The following is a 20,532-nucleotide window of genomic DNA, read 5'->3' on the forward strand; positions in this document are numbered from 1 at the left end:
CCTGTGCCGGTGACCTTCCCCCGGATCACCGTCGACCCCGAGGTGATGGGCGGCGCGCCCTGCGTGCGGCAGTCCCGGATCCCGGTGGCCACCCTGCTGGCGATGATGGCGGAGGGGATGTCGGTCACCGACATCCTCACCGACCTGCCCTTCCTCGACGAGGAGGACGTGGCCGAGGTGCTGAACTACGCGGCCGATGCGGTGCGCGACCGGACGGCCCGCCCAGCGTGACCGCGGCCGGCCGGTCGTCGCACCCCGGGCTTCCACCCGGTAGGTTGCACGCCGTGGAGGAGATCGACCGCGCCATCGTCGCCGCGCTGACCGTTGACGGTCGGCTGTCGTACACGGATCTGGCGGAGAAGGTGGGGCTGTCGGTCTCCGCGGTGCACCAGCGGGTCCGCCGGCTGGAGCAGCGCGGGGTGATCAGCGGCTACGTCGCCCGGGTCTCGTTCGAGGCGCTGGACCTGCCGCTGACCGCGTTCGTGGCGATCCGCCCGTTCGACCCGTCGCAGCCGGACGACGCGCCGGAGCGGCTGGCCCACCTGCCTGAGATCGACTCCTGCTACTCGGTGGCGGGGGAGGACTTCTACCTGCTGCTGGTGCGGGTGGCCGGCCCGGCCGACCTGGAGCGGGTGCTCCAGGAGATCCGCACCGCGGCCAACGTCACCACCCGCACCACGGTGGTGCTCTCCACCCCGTACGAGGGGCGGCCGCCGAAGATCGACCTCGACCCGCGGACCCGGGTGCGGCCCCGCGCCAACGGCGAGGCCGGCTGAGCGGGCCGGTCAGCCGCCGTTCCAGCGGAGGATGACGCGGCGCCCGTGCTCGTGCCCGAGCACGCTGACCGTGGCGGTGTCCAGCCGGAGCTTCCCGCCGCCGGACGGGGGCAGCCCGATCCAGCGCGCGCCCACGACGCGCAGGCTGTGCGCGTGCCCGACCAGGGCGACGCTGCCCTGGTCGAGCAGGGCAGTGACCCGGTCGAGCAACCGGTCGACCCGCTCGCCGATCTGTGCGGGCGTCTCGCCGCCGGGACAGCCGTCGGTCCAGATGTTCCACCGCGGATCGTCGGTGTGAATGTCCACCGTGGTCCGGCCCTCGTACTCGCCGTAGTTCCACTCGGCCAGGTCCTCGTCCAGCTCGTCCACGGTGAGGCCGGCGAGCTGCGCGGTGGTCCGGGCGCGTGCCCGGGGGCTGGACAGCACCCGGGCGAACCGCCGGCCGACGAGCACCCCGCCGAGGGCCCGGGCCTGCCGCTCGCCGTCGGGGGTCAGCTCCAGATCCGTGTACGAGGTGTGCCGGTGGCTGGCGCTCCAGGTGGTCTCGCCGTGCCGGACCAGGAGGATCTCGCTCATGCCCTCAGTCAACCAGTACCGGACGCCGTCGGCCGGACAGTGACGAACCCACCTATTGTCCTAGGACGGCCTAGCGGGTGGTGGCGGGGCCACGCTGCGGACGGCGTGCGGGTCGAGCGGGTCCGCGAAGCCGGCGACCTGCGGGGGAGGCTTCCCGGCGGCGCGGTGCGACGGTCATGCGTGGGCGCAGCGGGTCGGGTCGTCCCGGGCGGTCGCGGCAGTAGGGCAGAGGGCGCGCGAATCTGGCCGGCACGGGTGCCGCAGGACCACCGCAGTGCGGCTGCGCGCGTCGGTCCCGGTCGGGGCGGCACGAGCCCACGCCGGCGCCGTCACGGCGCCAGCGCCGCCCGCCGGGATGACGCCTCCAGGCACCCCTCAGACCAGTATCCTAGGATGCCTTACGCGACGTGACCCTGGTCACGGCCCAACGGACCCGCGACCAGGAGAAGCACGGTTTCGGGTCCTGGTGGCCGGGGACGCACCGGGCAAGCGAGGCGGAGCGCCTCGCACACCGCCGGAGCAGCAGGAGGCGACATGAGCTTCACGGACAAGGCGAAGAACAAGGCCCAGCAGCTCACCGGCGTCGCGAAGGAGCGGATCGGCGACGTCACCGACAACGAGCGGTTGCGCGGCGAGGGCGCCACCGAGCAGAGCACCGCCCGGGCCCGGCAGATGGGCGGGGACCCCAGGGACGCCCGTCGCCGGGCGCGCGACACGTTCCGCTGACCCAGGCACCTGACGAGCGGTCCCCGGCGATGCCCGGGGACCGCTCGGTTAGCGTGGCGGGCGTGACGGTCGCCCGGTCCCTGCTGCTGTTCGCCCTGGCCGCGCTCGCCGAGATCGGCGGGGCGTGGCTGGTCTGGCAGGGCTGGCGGGAGCACCGGGGCCTGTGGTGGATCGCGGCCGGGGTGATCGCGCTGGGCTGCTACGGCTTCGTGGCCACCTTCCAGCCGGATCCGCACTTCGGCCGGATCCTGGCCGCGTACGGCGGTGTGTTCGTGGCGGGGTCGCTGGCCTGGGGGATGCTCGTGGACGGCTTCCTGCCGGACCGGTGGGACCTGGCCGGCGCGGCGATCTGCCTGGTCGGCGTCGCGGTCATCATGTACGCGCCCCGCGCCGGCTGACCCCTACGCCCGCTGAACGGGCCGCGAACGGCATCGCCCGGCACCCCCGTGGCGCGGGTGCCAGGCGATGGCGGGTCGGGTCAGTCGTCGCGGTGGGCGGCCCACCACTGCTGGCCGGCCTCGGGCAGCGTGTCGATCGGGTCGTAGTAGGCGTAGCGCTTGTTGAGCGCCTCCAGGTCGGCGGACTCGATCGAGGTGCGGTAGTTCTTGGTCCAGTACGAGATGCCGCGTTCGCGGTCGTACTCGGTGAGCATGTGCACCCAGCGCTTGCCGACGAAGGGGACGTCGCAGACGATCCGCGGGGTGGCGTAGCCGGGCAGGTAGCCCATGATGTCGTGCTGGAGCTGCTGGGCGTGCCAGACGGGGACCCGCCAGTGCTCGGCGTTGGGGATCATGTCGCACATGTAGAAGTAGTACGGCAGGATGCCCGCCTCGCCCTGCAGGGCGAAGCAGAGGTCGAGCAGGTCGGGGGCGGTGGCGTTGACCCCGCGCATGAGCACGCCCTGGTTGCGTACGTCGCGGACGCCGACGTCGAGGGCGGTCTGGGCGGCCTTGGCGACCAGCGGGGTGATCGACTGGGCGTGGTTGACGTGGGTGTGGATGGCCAGGTTGACGCCGCGGCGGGCGGCGGTGCGGGCGACCCGCTCCAGGCCCTCGACGACGTCGTGCTGGAGCCAGTGCTGGGGCAGGCCCATCAGCGCCTTGGTGGCGAGCCGGATGTCCCGCACGGTCTCCAGTTCCAGCAGCCGCATCAGGTACGACTCGAGGTTCTTCCACGGCACGTTGGCCACGTCGCCGCCGGAGACGACGACGTCGCGGACGCCCGGGTGGGCCTTGAGGTAGGCGATGTGGGCGTCGTAGCGGTCGACGGGCTTGAGGGTGAGCTTGAGCTTGTCGACGGCCGGGGTGGAGTTGCCGACCAGGTCCATCCGGGTGCAGTGCCCGCAGTACTGCGGGCAGGTGGAGAGCAGCTCGGCGAGGACCTTGGTGGGGTAGCGGTGAGTGAGGCCCTCGGCGACCCACATGTCGTGCTCGTGCAGCGAGTCGCGGCTGGCGTACGGGTGTGACGGCCAGTCGGTGCGCCGGTCGGAGGCGACGGGGATCATGTAGCGCCGGACGGGGTCGGCGAGGAACGCCTCGGTGGTCATCGGGGCGAACGGGACCATGGTGTTGATCATCTGCGGCGGCACCAGCATGGACATGGTGGCCAGGGCCTTCTGGTCGGCCTCGAGGTCCTCGTAGAAGGAATCGTCGACGAGGTCACCGATGACGACGCGGAGCTGCTTGATGTTCTTGACGCAGTTGACGCGCTGCCACTGGGCGTTCTCCCACTGGTCGCGGGTGACGTGGCGCCAGCCGGGGAAGCGGGTCCAGTCGGGTTCGACCAGGGGGCTGCGGCGGTATTCGTACGGCTGCCCGGCGGTCGGCGTCGCGACCGGGGCGTGACGGGGTTGAGGGATGGTCTCAACCGGTTGGGTCTGGGTCACGGCCCCTCCTCGGTGCGTAGTGGTGCAGATGATCGGCGGCCCGTAGGCTACTGGAAAATATCCGGTGAAGAAATTAGTCTGCCGGAAGTTTTCCCGCGATGCGAGCCCAGGCCGGGGCTTCACGCGGCTGACAGGGGAGGTCGGCGTGACGTCACCGGTGGGTCTGCACCGCGTTGTGGAACCGGCGGGGGTGCTGCCGCAGGCGGCGTGGCGGCTGGACGCCGACCCGCGGATCGCGCCGAACGAGGTGCGGATCCGAGTCGAGCGGCTGAACCTGGACGCGGCGAGCTTCCGGCAGTTGTCGGAGAAGCACGGCGGCGACGGGGAGAAGGTCCGCGCCGAGGTGCTGGAGATCATCGCCACCCGGGGCAAGATGCAGAACCCGGTGACCGGGTCGGGCGGCATGCTGATCGGCACCGTGGAGGAGGTCGGCCGGCGTTCGCCGCTGGAGCTGACGGCCGGTGACCGGGTGGCGACGCTGGTGTCGCTGACGCTGACCCCGCTGACCATCCTCGACGGGCTGGCCCGCTGGGACGGGCGCAGCGAGCAGGTGCCGTGCGACGGGTACGCGATCCTGTTCGCCCGGTCGATCGCGGCGGTGCTGCCGGCGGACCTGCACCCGGAGCTGTCCCTGGCGGTGCTGGACGTGTGCGGGGCGCCAGCGCTGACCGGGCGGGTGGTGGCCGGGTACGTCGAGCAGCGGCGCCGCGCCGGTGACCCGACGCCGGTGACCGTGGCGGTGATCGGTGGGGCAGGTAAGAGCGGGTCGCTGTCCCTCGCGGCGGCGCGGCGGGCGGGCGCGGGTCGTACCGTCGGGGTGGTGCCGGTGGCGGCGGAGCGCGACGCGCTGAGCGACGCCGGGCTGGCCTCGGTGGTCGCGCTGGCCGACGCCCGGGATCCGGTGGCGCTGTCGACGGCGGTGACGTCGGCGCTGGGGGTGCCGGCGGACGTGACGGTGGTCTGCGTGGACGTGCCGGGTTGCGAGCACGGGGCGGTGCTGGCCACGGCGGACGGCGGCACGGTGATCTTCTTCTCGATGGCGACGAGCTTCGCGGCGGCGGCGTTGGGCGCGGAGGGCCTGGCGGCGGACGTGACGATGCTGGTGGGCAACGGGTACGTGCCGGGTCACGCGGAGCTGGCGCTGGGTCTGCTGCGGTCGGAGCCGGGGGTCCGCGCTCTGTTCGAGTCCCGGCTGGCGGCAGACTGAGTGTCATGACGAACCCCTCGACTCTGTACCGCGGCGGCGTGCTGCACTGTCCGGCCGATCCGCGCGCCACGGCCCTGCTGGTGACCGACGGCCGGATCGCCTGGTTGGGGGCGGACCGGGACGCGCCGGCCGCCGACCGGGTGGTGGAGCTGGACGGTGCGCTGGTGACGCCGGCGTTCGTGGACGCGCACGTGCACGCCACGGACACGGGGTTGGCGTTGTCGGGGCTGGACCTGTCCGGGGTGCGGTCGGCGGCGGGGCTGCTGGAGGCGGTGGCGGCGTTCGCGGCGGGGTTGCCGTCGGACGCGGTGGTGCTGGGGCACGGGTGGGACGAGTCGAACTGGCCGGTGCCGCAGTTGCCGGACGCGGCGGCGCTGGACCGGGCGGCCGGGGGTCGGCGGGTGTACCTGTCGCAGGCGTCGATCCATTCGGCGTTGGTGTCGGCGGCGCTGCTGGCGGCGTGTCCCGAGGCGGCGCGGGCGGCCGGCTACGACGCGTCGGGGTGGTTGCGTCGGGACGCGCACCACGTGGTCCGGGCGGCGGCGTTCGCGTCGGTGACGCGCCCGCAGCGGGTGGCGGCGCAGCGGGCGGCGTTGGCGCACGCGGCGTCGTTGGGCATCGCGGCGGTGCACGAGTGCGGTGGCCCGGAGATCTCCGACGAGGACGACTTCACCGGTCTGCTGGCGGTGTCGGGCGACGGTGTGCCGGAGGTGTACGGCTACTGGGGTGAGCTGCTGGGTGCGGCGCGGGCCCGGGAGTTGGGCGCGGTGGGGGCCGGTGGTGACCTGTTCGCCGACGGCGCGTTGGGGTCGCGGACGGCGCACGTGTCGTCGGCGTACCTGGATTCCGAGGGCGGGTCGTGCGGGCACGGGTACGTCTCCGCGGACGAGGTGCGTGACCACCTGCTGGACTGTGCGGCGCACGGGATGCAGGGCGGGTTCCACGCGATCGGGGACGCGGCGATCTCGACGGTGTTGCAGGGGTTCGCGGCGGCGGCGGAGAAGCTGGGCACGGACCGGGTGCGGGCGGCGCGGCACCGGGTGGAGCACGCGGAGATCATGAACAAGCGGCTGATCGCCGGGTTCGTGGAGTACGGGATCGTGGCGAGCATGCAGCCGGCGTTCGACCGGTTGTGGGGTGGCGCGGGTCGGATGTACGAGTCGCGGTTGGGTTTGGACCGGTCGTTGGAGTCGAACCCGATGGGGGCGATGCACGCGGTCGGGGTGGCGTTGGCGTTCGGGTCGGATTCGCCGGTGACGCCGCTGGACCCGTGGGGTTCGGTGCGGGCGGCGGCGGCGCACCACAACCCGGTGCAGCGGATGAGTGCGCGGGCGGCGTTCGCGGCGCACACCCGGGGCGGCTGGCGGGCGGTGCACCTGGACAACGAGGGTGTGCTGGCGTTGGGGGCGCCGGCGACGTTCGCGGTGTGGTCGACGCCGGCGGGGGTGGAGCGGGGTCTGCCGGTGTTGCAGGCCGAGGACCCGGAGCTGCGGGGTCCGCAGGATCCGACGCCGTTGCCGGTGTGCCGGCGCACGGTGCTGCGCGGTGAGGTCATCTATGAGGAAGGGTCTGCGTGAGCGAGCGAACCATCGAGGCGGCACGGGCGTGGGTCGCGCCGGCGGCGAGTGGGGCCGGGGTGACGGCGTGACGGGCAAGCTCGACCTGGATCCGGTGCTGGTGGCGCGGGCGCGGGAGTTGGCGCGCCGCGCCGGGCAGCCGGTGGTGGATCTGGCGCGTAGCCACACGACGGTGTCGGTGGAGCGGGCGGTGTTGCGGCTGGCCGGGGTGACCGGCGCGGACCCGGACGGCATTCCGTGGGTGAACCGGCTGGTCGACGCGGTGGTGGCCGATGTCGGGTTGGGGCACGGGGTGGCGGTGCCGGTGTTCGACGCGCTGGCCCGGGAGCAGATCAGCGACGTGACGTTGCTGGCGCAGAAGGCGGCGGCCGGGTCGGTGCGCTTCACCCAGCCGACCGGAAAGGCGGCCACCGCCGCCCGGAAGGCGGCCCGCAAGGCGGTCGGGGCGGGCGTCCGGTTGATCGACCGGCGGCGCGCGGACCGGGACCGGCTGGTGAAGCGGTACGGGGATCCGGCGCAGCGGCCGTGGATCTACCTGATCGTGGCCACCGGTGACATCTACGAGGACATCCCGCAGGCGCAGGCCGCGGCGCGGGCCGGCGCGGACGTCATCGCGGTGATCCGGTCGACGGGGCAGTCGCTGCTGGACTACGTGCCGGAGGGCGCGACCCGGGAGGGTTTCGCCGGCACGTACGCCACGCAGGAGAACTTCCGGCTGATGCGGGCGGCGTTGGACGAGACGTCGAAGGAGCTGGGCCGGTACGTGCGGTTGACGAACTACGCGTCGGGTCTGTGCATGCCGGAGATGGCGACGCTGGCCGGCCTGGAGCGGCTGGACATGATGCTCAACGACTCGATGTACGGGATCCTGTTCCGCGACATCAACCCGATCCGCACGTTCGTGGACCAGCGGTTCTCCCGGCAGGTGCACGCCCGGGCGGGGATCATCATCAACACCGGTGAGGACAACTACCTGACCACCGCCGACGCGGTGGACGAGGCGCACACGGTGACGGTGTCGCAGCTGCTCAACGAGTTCTTCGCGCACGAGGCGGGGTTGGCCGACTGGCAGTTGGGGCTGGGGCACGCGTTCGAGATCAACCCGGATCTGCCGGAGTCGTTCCGGTTGGAGTTGGCGCACGCGCTGCTGGCGCGGGAGCTGTTCCCGGACGCGCCGTTGAAGTGGATGCCGCCGACGAAGCACATGACCGGGGACGTGTTCCGGGGCAATCTGCTCGACGGGTTCTTCAACCTGGTGGGCACCATGACCGGGCAGGGCATCCTGCTGGTGGGGATGATGACCGAGGCGGTGGTGACGCCGTGGCTGTCGGACCGGGACGTCGCCCTGCAGAACGTGCGGTACGTGCTGGGCGCGGCCGGTGGGCTGCACGAGGACTTCGTGCCGGCGCCGGGCGGGTTCATCCAGCAGCGCGCCAACCGGGTGCTGGGTGAGGCGCTGGATCTGCTGGAGCGCATCGGTGACCAGTCGCTGTTGACGGCGATCGCCGAGGGCACGTTCGGGATCATGAAGCGGCCCGCGGACCGGGGCAAGGGCCTGGCCGGGGTGGCCGCCCACGACGCCGACTACTACAACCCGGCCACCGAGATCCTGGAAGGGGACCGCGCGTGACGGCCGCGGCGGAGAAGAAGATCGTCCGGCCGTACGGGGACACCACCGGTGACGGCATGGTGCAGGTGTCGTTCACGTTGCCGGTGCCGCACGACAAGCGGGCCGAGGGCGCGGCGATCCAGCTGGCCAACAAGATGGGCATCGACCCGGCGATGCTGGTGCACGCCAAGCCGATGAGCGAGGGGTTCACCTTCTTCGTGGTGTACGGGCGGGTGAACCATCTGGTGGACCTGTCCGCGGTGCAGGTGGTGGAGCGGGACTTCCCGCTGCTGAGCGCCAAGGAGGTCAACGCGGTGGTGAAGCAGCGGTTGCGGCGCAAGCTGTCGGTGGTGGGGGCGTGCATCGGCACGGACGCGCACACCGTGGGCATCGACGCGATCCTCAACGTCAAGGGCATCGCGGGGGAGAAGGGCCTGGAGTACTACCGGGAGCTGAAGGTCACCAACCTCGGCGCGCAGGTCAGCGTGCCGGAGCTGGTGGAGGCGGCCCGGGTGGAGAAGGCCGACGCGGTGCTGGTGTCGCAGGTGGTGACGCAGCGCGACGCGCACCTGCACAACACGCGGGAGATGTCCGCGGCGTTCCGGGAGGCGATGCCGGCGGGGAAGCGGCCGCTGCTGATCGTGGGCGGGCCGCGGTTCGACGAGACGATGACCGGAGAACTGGGCGTGGACCGGATCTTCGGCCGGGGCACCACCCCGGGTGAGGTGGCCAGCTACCTGGTGCACGCGCTGATCACGAACAAGAAGGCGAAGGCATGAGTGATTCCCGGGTCGGGCTGACCGTCATCCACCGGCGGTATGTGCCGTACTCGCACGCCCACTACGCGGGGAACCTGGTCGACGGGGCGTACGCGCTGGGGTTGTTCGGGGACGTGGCGACGGAGGTGTGCATCCGCACCGACGGCGACGAGGGCCTGTTCGCGTCGTACTCGGATGTGCAGTTCCGCAGCGCCATGCGGGCGGGCGACGTGCTGGAGGTGACCGCGACGGTGACCCGGGTGGGCACCCGCAGCCGCACCATCGACTTCGAGGCGCGGGTGGTGTGCCGGGGTCGTCCGGACCGGTCGGAGTCGGCGGCGGAGGTGCTGGACACGCCGATCGTGGCGGTCACCGCGACCGGCACCGTGGTCGTCCCGCCGCCGGCGTGACCCTCGCCGTCTGCGCCGACGTCGGGTCCACGTACACGAAGGTCGCGGTGGTGGACCTCGACGGCGCCGCGCTGGTCGCGGCGGCGTCGGCGCCGACCACGGTCGGCACGGACGTGCTGCACGGCCTGGACGCCGCGGTCGGCGCGGCCACCGCCGGGCTGGGCGCGCCAGACCTGCCGTGGTACGTGTGCTCGTCGGCCGGTGGTGGGCTGCGCCTGGCGGTGGTGGGCTACGAGCCGCTGGTCACCGCGCAGGCGGGCCGCCGGGTGGGGTTGTCGGCGGGCGCGAACGTGGTGCACGTGGCCGCGGGCCGGCTCGGCGCGGCGGAGCTGACGGCGTTGCGGGCGGCCCGCCCGGACGTGGTGCTGCTGGTCGGTGGCACCGACGGTGGGGACGCCGACACGTTGACGCACAACGCGACCCGGTTGGCGAAGGCCCGCTGGCGGGTGCCGGTGGTGCTGGCCGGCAACGTCGCGGTCCGCGACGAGCTGTCCGCGCTGCTGGCCGGGGCGGGGGTGCCGGTGACGGCGGCGGACAACGTGCTGCCGCGCATCGGGGTGCTGGCCCCGGCGTCGGCGCGGGCGGCGATCCGGGAGGTGTTCCTGCGGCACGTCATCGGCGGCAAGCGGCTGTCGCGGGGTACCCGGTTCGCGCGACTGGTGCGCGCGGCAACCCCGGACGCGGTGCTGACCGGGGTGGAGGTGCTCGCCGACACCCTGGGCGGTGACCTGGCGGTGGTGGACGTCGGTGGGGCCACCACCGACGTGTACTCGGTGCTCACCCCGGACGAGCGGGCCGACGGGCCGGGCCGGGAGGTCGCCGGGACGCTGTGGCGGGCCCGCACCGTCGAGGGGGACCTGGGGATGCGGTGGAGCGCCCCCGGGGTGGTGCGCGCCGCCGCGGAGGAACGCCTGCTCGCGGTGGGGGAGCAGGACGATCTGGAGCGGGCGGCGGCGGCGCGGGCCGCCGACCCGGGGTTCCTGGCCGAATCCGGCGCGGAGCGGGCCGCCGACCGGCGGATCGCGGCGCTGGCCGCGACGGTGGCGCTGCGCCGGCACGCCCGGGGCGCGGCCACCGGGGAACGCGCCGGCCGGGACCTGCGCGACGTGCGGCTGATGGTGGGTTCCGGCGGTGTGCTGCGGCATGCGCCCGCCGCGGACGCCGCCGGGGTGCTTGCCGCGGTGCTGGCCGACCACGCCGGCGGGTGGCCGCTGCCCCGGGAGGCGCGCGCGGTGGTCGATGTGGACTATGTGCTGGCCGCCGGCGGGCTGCTCGCCGAAGACCATCCGGGGGCGGCGCGGGCGTTGCTGCGCCGGCATCTCGGCACGGATTGAGACGCGCCGACGCGACACGCCGTGTCGCAACACACGACTGGCCGGGGGTGGGTTGACAGCGGCGGGGGTGCAAGCCGTACCGTCTTTGAGTCCTACTACGGGAAGCGGCTGTTGTTCGCTTCGTCCCTTCGTCCGCTGGCCGAGCGACACGGTGCAACTCGTCGCGGCGGCCAGGTCCAGCGGGCGGGGGTCGGCGGGGCGGCGCGAACCGGCCGCGGTTACCGGTGTACGGGCAGGGTGAGAGGCACGGCCAGTAGACAACGGCCCGGCGGGGGCAGCCAGTCCGCGTCCGGTCGGTCCGAAGGTCGGCGCACCTCACTCTCGCCCCACCGGCCGGGAAGGGCCTGGGAGCATCGGGGCGCGGTGTATGCCGCGCCCCGATTTCTGTTCCCGCCCGCCCGTTCAGATGTCCCGGGCGTAGGACTCCAGCAGGTCGGCCAGCCGGCGTGGCTGGCTCAACGCCAGCAGGTGCCCGCCGGGCAGTTCGTCGGGGCGCACACCGAGACGCTCGACGGCCAGGCGGCGCTGGAAGTCCGCCGGGAAGAACCGGTCGTCGCGGCCGGTCACCACCCGGGTCGGCACGTCCGGCCAGCGGCGCAGCGGGTTCGGCCGGACGAACACCGCCTCCGACTCCTGGCTGCCCGCCCCGTCGAGCATCCGCGCGGTCACCTCGGCGGGCACGTCGTGGAAGAAGTCCACCGCCAGGTCGACGCCGGCGTGCGGGTCGCGGCCCTGCGCGGCGGCGTACGCGGCGCGGGCCGGGCCGTGGCCGGTGGCCGCCCACCAGTCGCCGGCGGTCTCACCCGGCGCCGGCACCATCGGGTTGACCAGCACCAGCAGCCGCACCGCCGGATGGTCGGCGACCAGCGGGGCGGTGAACGCGCCCAGCGACTGCGCCACCAGCACCACCCGCGGGTGCGGGTCGACGGCGGCGCGGACGATGGCCGCGTACTCGGGCAGCGCGGCGTGCGGGTCGGCGGCGGGCAGCGCCACCGCCACCGCGTCCCGGCCCCGCCGGCGCAGCTCGTCGACCAGCGGGTGCCAGTAGTCGGCGCTGCCGCCGGCGCCGGGTATCAGCACGTACGTCACGGTCGAGGGCGCTGTCATGCCGGTCACCCTGCCAGCCGGGTACGACACGACCCCGCCCGGCCGGCGGCAACCCCCTGCGCCGGCCGGGTAGCCTTCGGCGCGTGATCGTGGTGAGGTGCCGGTGACGACGCTCGACCGGGATGAGACCCGAGCCGCCGAGGTGGCCGGCCGCGCGGACGCCCCGCGCGCGCTGCCGCTGCGGCTGGCCGTGCCCGCCGCCGTGCTCGCCGGCCTGGCGATGCTGCTGGCGTTCCCCCCGTACGGGGTGTGGCCGCTGGCGCCTCTGGGGGTGGCGCTGCTGGGCGCGGCGGCGCACCGGCGGCGGCTGCGCGCCGGCGCCGGCCTGGGCTTCCTGACCGGGGTGGCGCTGTTCGCGCCGATGCTGGAGTGGACCAACCTGCACACCGGCTACCTGCCGTGGGTGTTGCTGTCGCTGCTGCAGGCCGGCTACCTGGCGCTGCTCGGCGTCGCCACCGCGTGGGTGTCGCCGCTGGTCGACCGGCGCCGCTGGGCGTGGCCGGTGGTGACCGGGCTGCTCTGGGTGGCGCAGGAGGCGCTGCGCGACCGCACCCCGTTCGGCGGGTTCCCCTGGGGGCGGCTGGCGTTCAGCCAGGACACCTCGCCGCTGCTGCGGCTGGCCTGGCTCGGCGGCGCGCCGCTGGTGACGTTCGCCGTGGCGCTGACCGGTGGGGTGCTGCTCGCCGCCGGGTGGCGGCGCTGGCCGGGCCGCGACCGGCGCGGCTGGGCGCCGGTGGCGCTGCTGGTGGCGTCGGCCCTGGCGCTCACCGGCGGTGCGCTGCTGGTGCCCACCGGCGCGGCCGGCACCGGCCGGACGGTGACCGTCGCGGTCGTGCAGGGCAACGTGCCGCGCCTCGGGTTGGACTTCAACGCCCAACGTCAGGCGGTGCTCAACAACCACGTCGACGCCACCCTGGAGCTGGCCGCCGGGGTCGACGCCGGCACCCGGCCTCGCCCCGACCTGGTGGTGTGGCCGGAGAACTCCTCCGACATCGACCCGCTGCGCAACGCCGTCGCCGGGGAGCGGATCTCCCAGGCCGCCAACGCGATCGGCGCCCCGATCCTGGTCGGCGCGGTGCTGCTCGGCCCCGACCGGGGGCAGGTGCGCAACGCGGGGATCCTGTGGCGCCCGGGTACCGGGGCGGACATGTCCCAGCTGTACACCAAACGGCACCCCGTCCCGTTCGCCGAGTACGTGCCGCTGCGCACGATCGCCCGGAAGGTCAGCAAGCAGGTCGACCTGGTCCGCAACGACTTCGTGCCCGGTGAGCGTCCCGGCGTGGTCCGGTCCGGGCCGGCGGTGCTCGGCGACGTGATCTGCTTCGAGGTCGCCTACGACGGCCTGGTGCGCGACACCGTCGACGGTGGGGCGCAGCTGCTGGTGGTGCAGACCAACAACGCCACCTTCGACGTCGCCGAGGCCCGCCAGCAGCTGGCGATGGTGCGGCTGCGGGCCGTCGAGCACGGCCGAGGGGCGTTGATGGCCTCCACGGTCGGGGTGTCCGGGTTCGTGACCCCCGACGGGCGGGTAAGCGGCGCCACCGGGTTCAACACCCGCGCGGTGGTGCTGCGTCAGATGGCGCTCGCCGACGGGCGTACCCCGGCCACCCGGGCGGGTGTGTGGCCGGAGCTGGCCCTGGCCGGGCTCGCGGTGGCGGTCCTGGTGGCCGCCGGCGGGCTGCGCCGCGTACGCCGCCGGGAGGTCGACGCCGGCCGCTGAGGCCGGGGCGGATGCGCGGAAGGGGTGCGGTGAGCGAGCCAGTGCCGGTGGGCCACCCCGGGGTGGGGCGCGTGCTGGTGGTGATCCCCACCTACAACGAGGCGGAGAACCTCCCCGACGTCGTCGCCCGGGTCCGCGCCGCCGCGCCGGCGGTGGACATCCTCGTCGCCGACGACAACAGCCCCGACGGCACCGGCGCCCTCGCCGCGGCGATGGCGGCCACCGACCCGCACGTCAACGTGCTGCACCGCCCCGGCAAGGACGGCCTCGGCGCCGCGTACCTGGCCGGGTTCGCCTGGGCGCGCCGGCGCGGCTACGACGCGGTGGTGGAGATGGACGCCGACGGCTCGCACGCCCCGGAGGACCTGCCCGTGCTGCTGGCCGCCGCCCGCGACGCCGACGTGGTCATCGGCTCCCGGTGGACCCGCGGGGCGCGGGTGCTGAACTGGCCGCTGCGGCGGCTGCTGCTGTCGCGCTGCGGCAACCTGTACGCGCGGTTGGCGCTGGGCATGCCGGTCTCCGACGCCACCGGCGGCTACCGGGTGTACCGGTCGACGGCGCTGACGGCGATGGAGCTGGAGTCGGTCCGCTCGCAGGGTTACTCGTTCCAGGTGGAGCTGTCGCGGCTGGCGCACCGGGCGGGGGTGCGGATCGTGGAGGTGCCGATCACGTTCGCCGAACGGGAGCGCGGCGCGAGCAAGATGAGCCCGCTGATCGTGGCGGAGGCGCTGTGGCGGATCACCACGTGGGGGCTGCGGGACCGGCGGGCGGCGGCGTGGCCCGGCCGGCGGGTCGCGGGACGGTGGCCGTGACGCCCGGGCGTGTCATGCTGGAGGGGCGGGGTTTCCGCCCCGTGTCCGGTTCACGGCGGCGTCGTCGACCGGGCGCCGCGCGACGCGGATGAGGTGAGATGCGCCGATACCTGAGGTTCGTGCCACCGGCCCTGCTGCTGGCGGTGGTGCTGGAGCTGGCGGTCTTCGTCGGGGTGGGCCGGGTGATCGGGTTCGGCTCGGCGGTGCTGCTGGTGTTCGCGGCTTCACTGCTGGGGCTGGTACTGCTGCGCCGGGAGGGGATGCGCGCCTGGCGCGGGTTCCGCTCCTCGGTGGAGGCCCGGCAGCCGCCGGGTCGGCAGGTCACCGACGGCCTGGTGGGGCTGCTGGGGGCGCTGCTGCTGGCCACCCCGGGCCTGTTCAGCGGCGTGGTGGGTCTGTTGCTGCTGGTGCCGCCGGTGCGCCGGCTGGCCCGCGCCGGGGTGCAGCGTGCCGCCGAGCGCCGAGTGTCATCAATGGTCGCCGGTGACCTGTTCGGGCCGCGCACCGTGCGGGTGCGCCGCGGCGCCAGCCGGCCCGCGCCGGAGCCGACCGTCGACGGGCAGGTCGTCGATGCCGGCCCGCCGCAGGTCGTCGACGGCGGTCGGGCCATCGAGGGTGAGATCGTCGAGCCACGCCGCCCCTGACCCGCACACGACGGCGCCCCCGGGAGATATCTCCCGGGGGCGCCGTCGTCGTCAGGTGGGGCGCTCAGGCGCGGCCGCGGCGGGTACGGACCTCCTGCAGCCGCTCGGCGAGGATGTCCTCCAGCTCGGCGATGGAGCGCCGCTCCAGCAGCATGTCCCAGTGGGTACGCGGCGGCTTGGCCTTCTTCTGCTCCGGCTCGGTGCCGTCGACCAGCCGAGCGACGCTGCCGTCGAACTTGCACTCCCAGGTCGTGGGGACCTCGGCGTCGACGGCGAACGGCACCTCGAACTGGTGACCCTTGGCGCACAGGTACTCGCGGGTCTGACGCGGCGCGAGCTCCGTGTTGCGGTCGGATTCGTAGCTGACCGCGCCCAGCCGGCTACCGCGCAGCATACGCTCGCCCATGATCGACTTCCCCTCGTTCGTGGTGCTGGTCTTCTCGTGTAACGGCCCGTCGCCCCCGCGGCATTCCCGCCCGGCTGGGTGATCCGGCCGGTGGCCCCTGCAAGGGTAACCGGCCACGGACGGGACCCGGCGGGGTCGTCCCCGGCCGGGTCGAATCGGTGGAGTGTTTCGGCGCTCACCGGGGATGTTAGCCGCCCCAGGTTGCCGGAGGTGACGATGACCAGTGACACGCCGGTCGACGCCCGACCGCCCGGCGGGAAGACCTTCTTCGGTCACCCCCGCGCGCTGTCGACGCTGTTCCTCACCGAGATGTGGGAGCGGTTCAGCTTCTACGGCATGCGCGCCATCCTGGTGCTCTACCTGACCGCCGCGGTCGCCGAGGACGGCCTGGGCATGGGGGAGTCCACCGCCAACGCGGTCTACGGCACCTACAACGCCATGGTCTACCTGATGGCGCTGCCCGGCGGCTGGGTCGCCGACCGGCTGATCGGGGCCCGCCGCAGCGTGCTGTGGGGCGGCGTGGTCATCGCCGTCGGGCACTACGTGATGGCGATCCCCGCCCGGTGGAGCGTGTTCGCCGGCATGACCCTGATCGTGCTCGGCACCGGGCTGCTCAAACCCAACATCTCGACCATGGTCGGCGCGCTCTACGACCGCGACTCGCCCCGCCGCGACGCCGGCTTCTCCATCTTCTACATGGGCATCAACCTGGGCGCGTTCATCGCCCCGCTGGTCACCGGCTTCCTCGGCGAGAAGATCAACTGGCACCTGGGTTTCGGGGCCGCCGCGATCGGCATGACCTTCGGCGTGCTCCAGTACGTCCTGGGCCGGCGCAACCTCGGCGACGCCGGCGAGCGCCCCGCCGACCCCCTGCTGGGCGCCGACCGTCGCCGCGCGCTGACCCGCATCGGCGTCGGCGTACTGGTGCTGCTGCTGGTGCTCGCCGCGCTCGCCGTGGCCGACCTCTTCACCGTCAACACCGTGGTCAACTCCCTCACCGTCGCCACCGTGCTGATCACCATCGGCTACTTCGCGCGGATCATCACCGACCGGGAGATCAGCAACACCGAACGCAGCCGGATGAAGGCGTACCTGTGGCTGTTCGTCTTCGCCGCCGCCTTCTGGCTGATCTACGACCAGGCCGGGTCGGTGCTGAACATCTTCGCCGCCGACCGGACCGACCGGGACGTTCTCGGCTTCACCTTCCCCGCCTCCTGGCTGCAGTCGGTCAACCCGATCCTGGTCATCATCGGGGCGCCGCTGTTCGCCTGGCTCTGGCTGCGCCTGGGCCACCGGGTGTCCACGCCGGTGAAGTTCGCCGTCGGCCTGGTCCTCAACGGCCTGTCGTTCGTGCTGATGGCCGCCGCCGCGCAGGCCGCCGTCGGCGGGGACCTGGTCTCCCCGTGGTGGCTGGTCGCCGTGTACGCCATCCAGGTCGCCGGTGAGCTGTCGCTGAGCCCGGTGGGCCTGTCCGCCACCACCAAGCTCGCCCCGGTCAAGTACGCCAGCCAGATGATGGGTTTGTGGTTCCTCGCCACCGCCGTCGGCGACGCCATCGGCGGGCAGGTGGCCCGGCTCGCCGAGACCTGGCCCGAACCGACCTACTTTCTCACCTTCGGCCTGGCCTCGGTCCTGCTCGGCCTCGGCGCGGTGATGTTCACCCGGCACATCTCCCGGCTGATGGCCGGCATCCACTGACCCCGTCCGGCCCGCACCCGGCGTGCGCGGGGCCGCCCCGCGCGGCGCGGTGGGGATACGATCCGCGCCATGGCCCGCACCACGATCCACCCCGGCGCCTGCCCGCTTGACTGCCCGGACACCTGCACCTGGCAGCTCACCGTCACCGACGGCAGGGCGGTGGCGCTGCGCGGCGACCGGGACCACCCGTTCACCCGCGGCGCGCTGTGCGGGAAGGTCAACCGCTACCTCGACGCGGTCAACGGCCCCGACCGGCTCACCCGGCCGCTGGTGCGGGTCGGGCCCAAGGGCGTCGGACCGGTGTCGTACCGGCCGGCGAGCTGGGACGAGGCACTGGAACGGGTGGCGGCCGGGCTGCGCGCCACCCTCGACGCCGACGGGCCGCAGGCGATCCTGCCGTACTACTTCGCCGGCACGATGGGCCTGGTGCAGGGCTGGACGATGGGGCCCCGGCTCTTCGCCCACCTGGGCGCGTCGCGGCTGCGCACCACCATCTGCACCGCCGCCGCCCGCGCCGCCCTCCAGTCGATCTACGGCGGGTCGGTCGGCTTCGAACCGGAGTCGATCGTGGACGCCCGGCTGATCGTGCTGTGGGGCGCCAACCTGCTCTCGACGAACCTGCACCACTGGCCGTTCGTGCAGGAGGCGCAGCGGCGCGGCGCGTACGTGGTGACGATCGACCCGCTGCGCACCGACACCGCCGCGCGCAGCGACGAGCACATCGCGCCGCTGCCCGGCACCGACGCCGCCCTCGCGCTGGGGCTGATGCGCCACATCCGCGACCTCGGTGGCGTCGACCGGGAATGGCGGGACGCGCACACCACCGGCGGGGAACGGCTCGACGCCCGCCTCGACGAGTGGCCGGTCGAACGGGCCGCCGCCGAGTGCGGTCTCGACGCCGACGTGCTGCGCCGGCTCGGCGCGCGGATCGCCGGCACCCGGCCCACCGCCATCCGGGTCGGGCTGGGCCTGCAACGGCACGCCGGCGCCGGCCAGGCCGTCCGGGCCATCGCGGCGATCCCGCTGCTCACCGGAGACTTCCGCTACCCGGGCGGCGGGGCGCTGGTCACCACCTCCGGGCACCACCGGATCGACCCCGACCGGGTGGCCCGCCCGGCCGACCTGCCCACCCCGCCGGCCCGCTCGATCAACATGAGCCGCCTCGCCGCCGCGCTGACCGGCGAGGCCGACCCGCCGGTCACCTCCCTGGTGGTGTTCGACGCCAACCCGGCCGCCACCGTCCCCGACCAGAACCGGCTGCGCGCCGGGCTGGGCCGGGCCGACCTGTTCACCGTGGTGCTGGAACAGCGCTGGACGGACACCTGCGACTGGGCCGACGTGGTGCTGCCGGCCACCATGCAGCCCGAACACCTCGACCTGCACACCTCCTACGGGCACCACTACGCGACGCTGAACCTGCCGGCGAGCACCCCGCCGGGGGAGGCGCTGCCGAACACGGAGATCTTCCGCCGCACCGCCGCCGCCCTCGGCCTGACCCATCCCCGGCTGCGCGACACCGACGAGGACCTGGCCCGGCAGCTGCTCGACGGCGCCGGGGTCAGCTTCGAGGAGCTGCGCGAACACACGTACGCGCGGGCCACCGGCGTGGACGTCGGCGCCGCCCCGTACGCCAAGGGCGGCTTCCCCACCCGCGACGGGCGGGCCCGGTTGTACGACCCGCAGCTCACCGGGCAGGGCGTCGACCCGCTGATCGGCTACACCCCGCCGGTGGAGGCCACCGACCCGCAGCTGGCGCGGCGGTTCCCGCTGGCGCTGATCTCCCCGGCCGGCCGGTTCCTGATGAACTCCACCTTCGCCTCGCTGCCCTGGCACCTCGACCGCACCGGCCCGCCCCGCATCCACCTGCACCCCGTCGACGCGGCCGCCCGGGGCCTGACCGACGGCGACGCGGCGCGGGTGCACAACGACCGGGGTGCGTTCCTGGCCACCGTCGCGGTGGACGAGGCCACCCGGCCGGGCCTGGCGTTCACCTACAAGGCGTACTGGGCGCGGCTGAGCCCCGGCGGCAGCACCGTCAACGCGGTCACCGCCGTACGCGACACCGACCTGGGTGGCGGGCCGACGTTCCACGACACCAGGGTGCAGGTCGAGGCCGCCCCGGCCGAGGCGCCCGCTCAGCCCGCCTGAGGCGGTGCGCCGAGTCGGGCCAGCGCGGCAGCCAGGTCGCTGACCTGGTCGGCGAGCTGCGCGGCCCGCCGCTGGGCGGCGTCCCGGTCGGCCTCGGCGGCGCGCAGCCGTACCTCGGTCTCGGTCAGCCGGGCCTGCGCGGCGTCGCCGCTGCGGCGGGCCTCGGCCAGCTCGGCCGCGAGGGCGTCGCGCTGCGCGGCGGCCCCGGCGGCCTCCTCGCGGGCGCGGGCCGACACCGCGGCGGCCTCCTCGCGGGCGGCGTCGGCCGCCGCCCGCGCGGCGTCGCGGTCACCGGCCGCGGCGGCGGCCTCCGCGTGCGCCCGCCGGGCCTGCTCGGCGTGCCGGTCGGCCTCGGTCCGCGCCCGCTCCGCCTCGGCCGCGGCCCGCTCGGCCTGCCGCACCGCCTCCGCGGCGGCGGCGGTGGCCCGCTGGGCGTCGGCGCGGGCGGCGTCGCGCTCGACGGTCAGGTCGGCGGCGCGCTGCCGGTCGGTGTCCCGCTCGGCGCGCAGGCCGCGCAGCTCGTGGCGGGCGGCGTCGCGGTCCCGTTCGGCCTGGGCGCGCAGCGCCTCGGCCGCGCTGGCCTCGCGGCGGGCGACGTCCCGGTCCGCCTCGGCGCGCTCGGCGCGGTCCCGCGCGGTGGCGGCCCGCGCGTCGGCCTGCTCGGCGCGGGCCAGGGCGGCGTCCCGGTCGGCGGCGGCGGCGCGGGCCTCCTGCCGGGCGCGGGTGGCCTCGGCGGCGGCGGTCTCGGCGTCGGTCCGGGCCTCGTCGCGCTCGGTGTGCGCCCGGGCGACGTCGGCGGCGGTCTCGGCGCGTAGCTGGGCGAGCTGGCGTTCCACCCCGGCCGGGGACAGCTCGGCGTGCAGCGCCTCGGTCAGCGTCTCGACGATCTGGTCGAGCCGGTCCACCGCCTCCCAGGTGCGGGCCACCTGACCCGGCAGGCCGGGGGCGGTCCGGTGCCGCATCCGGGAGTTGCGCGAGGCCCGCTGGCAGGCGCCGTCGTTGTCGCGGCAGTAGCGGAACGGCCGGCCGGCGCCGACGCGCTGCGGCACGTCCCGTCCACAGTGGGCGCAGGGGCGGGTGTCGGCGGGGGTGGGCTGGGCGTCCATCGAGGCGGAAGTCTAGTGCCGGCGCCGGAACGG

The 20,532-nt window shown here is 74.4% G+C and carries 20 protein-coding genes; 15 read left to right on the top strand and 5 right to left on the bottom strand.

What is annotated here, in order from left to right:
- Positions 1–9: 9 nt before the first annotated feature.
- Together ACTWM8_RS14610 and ACTWM8_RS14615 are read left to right on the top strand one after the other, a co-directional pair.
- On the top strand, positions 10–231 hold the full coding sequence (locus tag ACTWM8_RS14610) for a DUF433 domain-containing protein (protein ID WP_446214311.1): 222 nt from the start codon (positions 10–12) through the stop codon (positions 229–231).
- A 53-nt stretch (positions 232–284) separates the two neighbouring features.
- On the top strand, positions 285–776 hold the full coding sequence (locus tag ACTWM8_RS14615; RefSeq protein ID WP_446214312.1) for an Lrp/AsnC family transcriptional regulator: 492 nt from the start codon (positions 285–287) through the stop codon (positions 774–776).
- Positions 777–785: 9 nt separating this feature from the next.
- On the opposite strand, the gene ACTWM8_RS14620 is transcribed toward ACTWM8_RS14615, so the two are convergent.
- Positions 786–1,352 carry a histidine phosphatase family protein gene (locus ACTWM8_RS14620; protein ID WP_446214313.1) on the bottom strand — a complete coding sequence of 189 codons (567 nt, stop codon included), beginning with the start codon at positions 1,350–1,352 and terminating at the stop codon, positions 786–788.
- Between the two features lie 534 nt (positions 1,353–1,886).
- Between ACTWM8_RS14620 and ACTWM8_RS14625 the strand changes: the two genes are divergently transcribed.
- Together ACTWM8_RS14625 and ACTWM8_RS14630 are read left to right on the top strand one after the other, a co-directional pair.
- Positions 1,887–2,078: a CsbD family protein gene (locus tag ACTWM8_RS14625; RefSeq protein WP_446214314.1), complete on the top strand. Its 192-nt coding sequence runs from the start codon at positions 1,887–1,889 to the stop codon at positions 2,076–2,078.
- A gap of 62 nt (positions 2,079–2,140) precedes the next feature.
- Positions 2,141–2,476 (top strand): YnfA family protein, encoded by a 336-nt coding sequence (locus ACTWM8_RS14630; RefSeq protein WP_446214315.1) that lies wholly within the window; start codon positions 2,141–2,143, stop codon positions 2,474–2,476.
- Positions 2,477–2,556: 80 nt separating this feature from the next.
- On the opposite strand, the gene ACTWM8_RS14635 is transcribed toward ACTWM8_RS14630, so the two are convergent.
- Entirely contained in the window at positions 2,557–3,963 is a 1,407-nt protein-coding gene (locus tag ACTWM8_RS14635) for a KamA family radical SAM protein (protein ID WP_446214316.1), read from the bottom strand.
- 145 nt (positions 3,964–4,108) lie between these two features.
- Here ACTWM8_RS14635 and kdd point away from each other — a divergent pair, with 145 nt between their 5' ends.
- The 6 genes from kdd (at position 4,109) to ACTWM8_RS14665 (ending at position 10,858) form a co-directional block, all read left to right on the top strand.
- Positions 4,109–5,170: an L-erythro-3,5-diaminohexanoate dehydrogenase gene (gene kdd, locus ACTWM8_RS14640; RefSeq protein ID WP_446214317.1), complete on the top strand. Its 1,062-nt coding sequence runs from the start codon at positions 4,109–4,111 to the stop codon at positions 5,168–5,170.
- A gap of 5 nt (positions 5,171–5,175) precedes the next feature.
- Positions 5,176–6,747: an amidohydrolase gene (locus ACTWM8_RS14645; RefSeq protein ID WP_446214318.1), complete on the top strand. Its 1,572-nt coding sequence runs from the start codon at positions 5,176–5,178 to the stop codon at positions 6,745–6,747.
- A 67-nt stretch (positions 6,748–6,814) separates the two neighbouring features.
- Positions 6,815–8,377 (top strand): lysine 5,6-aminomutase subunit alpha, encoded by a 1,563-nt coding sequence (gene kamD / locus ACTWM8_RS14650; protein ID WP_446214319.1) that lies wholly within the window; start codon positions 6,815–6,817, stop codon positions 8,375–8,377.
- 56 nt (positions 8,378–8,433) lie between these two features.
- Positions 8,434–9,135: a lysine 5,6-aminomutase subunit beta gene (kamE, locus tag ACTWM8_RS14655; RefSeq protein WP_446214557.1), complete on the top strand. Its 702-nt coding sequence runs from the start codon at positions 8,434–8,436 to the stop codon at positions 9,133–9,135.
- Positions 9,132–9,524, top strand: a complete 393-nt coding sequence (kal, locus tag ACTWM8_RS14660) for a 3-aminobutyryl-CoA ammonia lyase (RefSeq protein WP_446214320.1) — start codon at positions 9,132–9,134, stop codon at positions 9,522–9,524. The genes kamE and kal overlap by 4 nt, the downstream gene beginning before the upstream one ends.
- On the top strand, positions 9,521–10,858 hold the full coding sequence (locus tag ACTWM8_RS14665; protein WP_446214321.1) for a glutamate mutase L: 1,338 nt from the start codon (positions 9,521–9,523) through the stop codon (positions 10,856–10,858). Before kal ends, ACTWM8_RS14665 begins: the two co-directional genes overlap by 4 nt.
- A gap of 402 nt (positions 10,859–11,260) precedes the next feature.
- Here the strand turns inward: ACTWM8_RS14665 and ACTWM8_RS14670 are convergent, their stop codons facing one another.
- Entirely contained in the window at positions 11,261–11,965 is a 705-nt protein-coding gene (locus ACTWM8_RS14670; protein WP_446214322.1) for an alpha/beta fold hydrolase, read from the bottom strand.
- Between the two features lie 142 nt (positions 11,966–12,107).
- Here ACTWM8_RS14670 and lnt point away from each other — a divergent pair, with 142 nt between their 5' ends.
- From lnt to ACTWM8_RS14685, 3 genes are all read left to right on the top strand, one after another.
- Positions 12,108–13,685, top strand: a complete 1,578-nt coding sequence (gene lnt / locus ACTWM8_RS14675; protein ID WP_446214558.1) for an apolipoprotein N-acyltransferase — start codon at positions 12,108–12,110, stop codon at positions 13,683–13,685.
- Positions 13,686–13,696: 11 nt separating this feature from the next.
- Positions 13,697–14,497: a polyprenol monophosphomannose synthase gene (locus ACTWM8_RS14680; protein ID WP_446214323.1), complete on the top strand. Its 801-nt coding sequence runs from the start codon at positions 13,697–13,699 to the stop codon at positions 14,495–14,497.
- Positions 14,498–14,595: 98 nt separating this feature from the next.
- On the top strand, positions 14,596–15,141 hold the full coding sequence (locus ACTWM8_RS14685) for an FxsA family protein (protein ID WP_446214324.1): 546 nt from the start codon (positions 14,596–14,598) through the stop codon (positions 15,139–15,141).
- Between the two features lie 64 nt (positions 15,142–15,205).
- On the opposite strand, the gene ACTWM8_RS14690 is transcribed toward ACTWM8_RS14685, so the two are convergent.
- A complete protein-coding gene (locus tag ACTWM8_RS14690) occupies positions 15,206–15,547 on the bottom strand; it encodes an RNA polymerase-binding protein RbpA (protein ID WP_007070998.1) in 342 nt (113 codons plus the stop codon).
- Between the two features lie 216 nt (positions 15,548–15,763).
- On the opposite strand from ACTWM8_RS14690, the gene ACTWM8_RS14695 reads away from it, so the two are divergent.
- Positions 15,764–17,245, top strand: coding sequence for a peptide MFS transporter (locus ACTWM8_RS14695; protein WP_446214325.1), 1,482 nt, complete (start codon positions 15,764–15,766; stop codon positions 17,243–17,245).
- A 69-nt stretch (positions 17,246–17,314) separates the two neighbouring features.
- On the top strand, positions 17,315–19,393 hold the full coding sequence (locus ACTWM8_RS14700; protein WP_446214326.1) for a molybdopterin-containing oxidoreductase family protein: 2,079 nt from the start codon (positions 17,315–17,317) through the stop codon (positions 19,391–19,393).
- On the opposite strand, the gene ACTWM8_RS14705 is transcribed toward ACTWM8_RS14700, so the two are convergent.
- A complete protein-coding gene (locus ACTWM8_RS14705; RefSeq protein ID WP_446214327.1) occupies positions 19,381–20,499 on the bottom strand; it encodes a hypothetical protein in 1,119 nt (372 codons plus the stop codon). The two genes, ACTWM8_RS14700 and ACTWM8_RS14705, sit on opposite strands and share 13 nt — an antisense overlap.
- Between the last annotated feature and the right edge of the window lie 33 nt (positions 20,500–20,532).

This window comes from Micromonospora sp. IBSANI012, assembly GCF_052814045.1.

What these genes read in the sequence shown, in the direction of transcription:
- ACTWM8_RS14620 (WP_446214313.1), bottom strand. Translation starts at nt 1,352, where the DNA reads ATGAGCGAGATCCTCCTGGTCCGGCACGGCGAGACCACCTGGAGCGCC.
- ACTWM8_RS14625 (WP_446214314.1), top strand. Translation starts at nt 1,887, where the DNA reads ATGAGCTTCACGGACAAGGCGAAGAACAAGGCCCAGCAGCTCACCGGC.
- ACTWM8_RS14645 (WP_446214318.1), top strand. Translation starts at nt 5,176, where the DNA reads ATGACGAACCCCTCGACTCTGTACCGCGGCGGCGTGCTGCACTGTCCG.
- kamE (WP_446214557.1), top strand. Translation starts at nt 8,434, where the DNA reads ATGGTGCAGGTGTCGTTCACGTTGCCGGTGCCGCACGACAAGCGGGCC.
- kal (WP_446214320.1), top strand. Translation starts at nt 9,132, where the DNA reads ATGAGTGATTCCCGGGTCGGGCTGACCGTCATCCACCGGCGGTATGTG.
- ACTWM8_RS14670 (WP_446214322.1), bottom strand. Translation starts at nt 11,965, where the DNA reads ATGACAGCGCCCTCGACCGTGACGTACGTGCTGATACCCGGCGCCGGC.
- ACTWM8_RS14680 (WP_446214323.1), top strand. Translation starts at nt 13,697, where the DNA reads ATGCGCGGAAGGGGTGCGGTGAGCGAGCCAGTGCCGGTGGGCCACCCC.
- ACTWM8_RS14685 (WP_446214324.1), top strand. Translation starts at nt 14,596, where the DNA reads ATGCGCCGATACCTGAGGTTCGTGCCACCGGCCCTGCTGCTGGCGGTG.
- ACTWM8_RS14690 (WP_007070998.1), bottom strand. Translation starts at nt 15,547, where the DNA reads ATGGGCGAGCGTATGCTGCGCGGTAGCCGGCTGGGCGCGGTCAGCTAC.
- ACTWM8_RS14695 (WP_446214325.1), top strand. Translation starts at nt 15,764, where the DNA reads ATGACCAGTGACACGCCGGTCGACGCCCGACCGCCCGGCGGGAAGACC.
- ACTWM8_RS14700 (WP_446214326.1), top strand. Translation starts at nt 17,315, where the DNA reads ATGGCCCGCACCACGATCCACCCCGGCGCCTGCCCGCTTGACTGCCCG.
- ACTWM8_RS14705 (WP_446214327.1), bottom strand. Translation starts at nt 20,499, where the DNA reads ATGGACGCCCAGCCCACCCCCGCCGACACCCGCCCCTGCGCCCACTGT.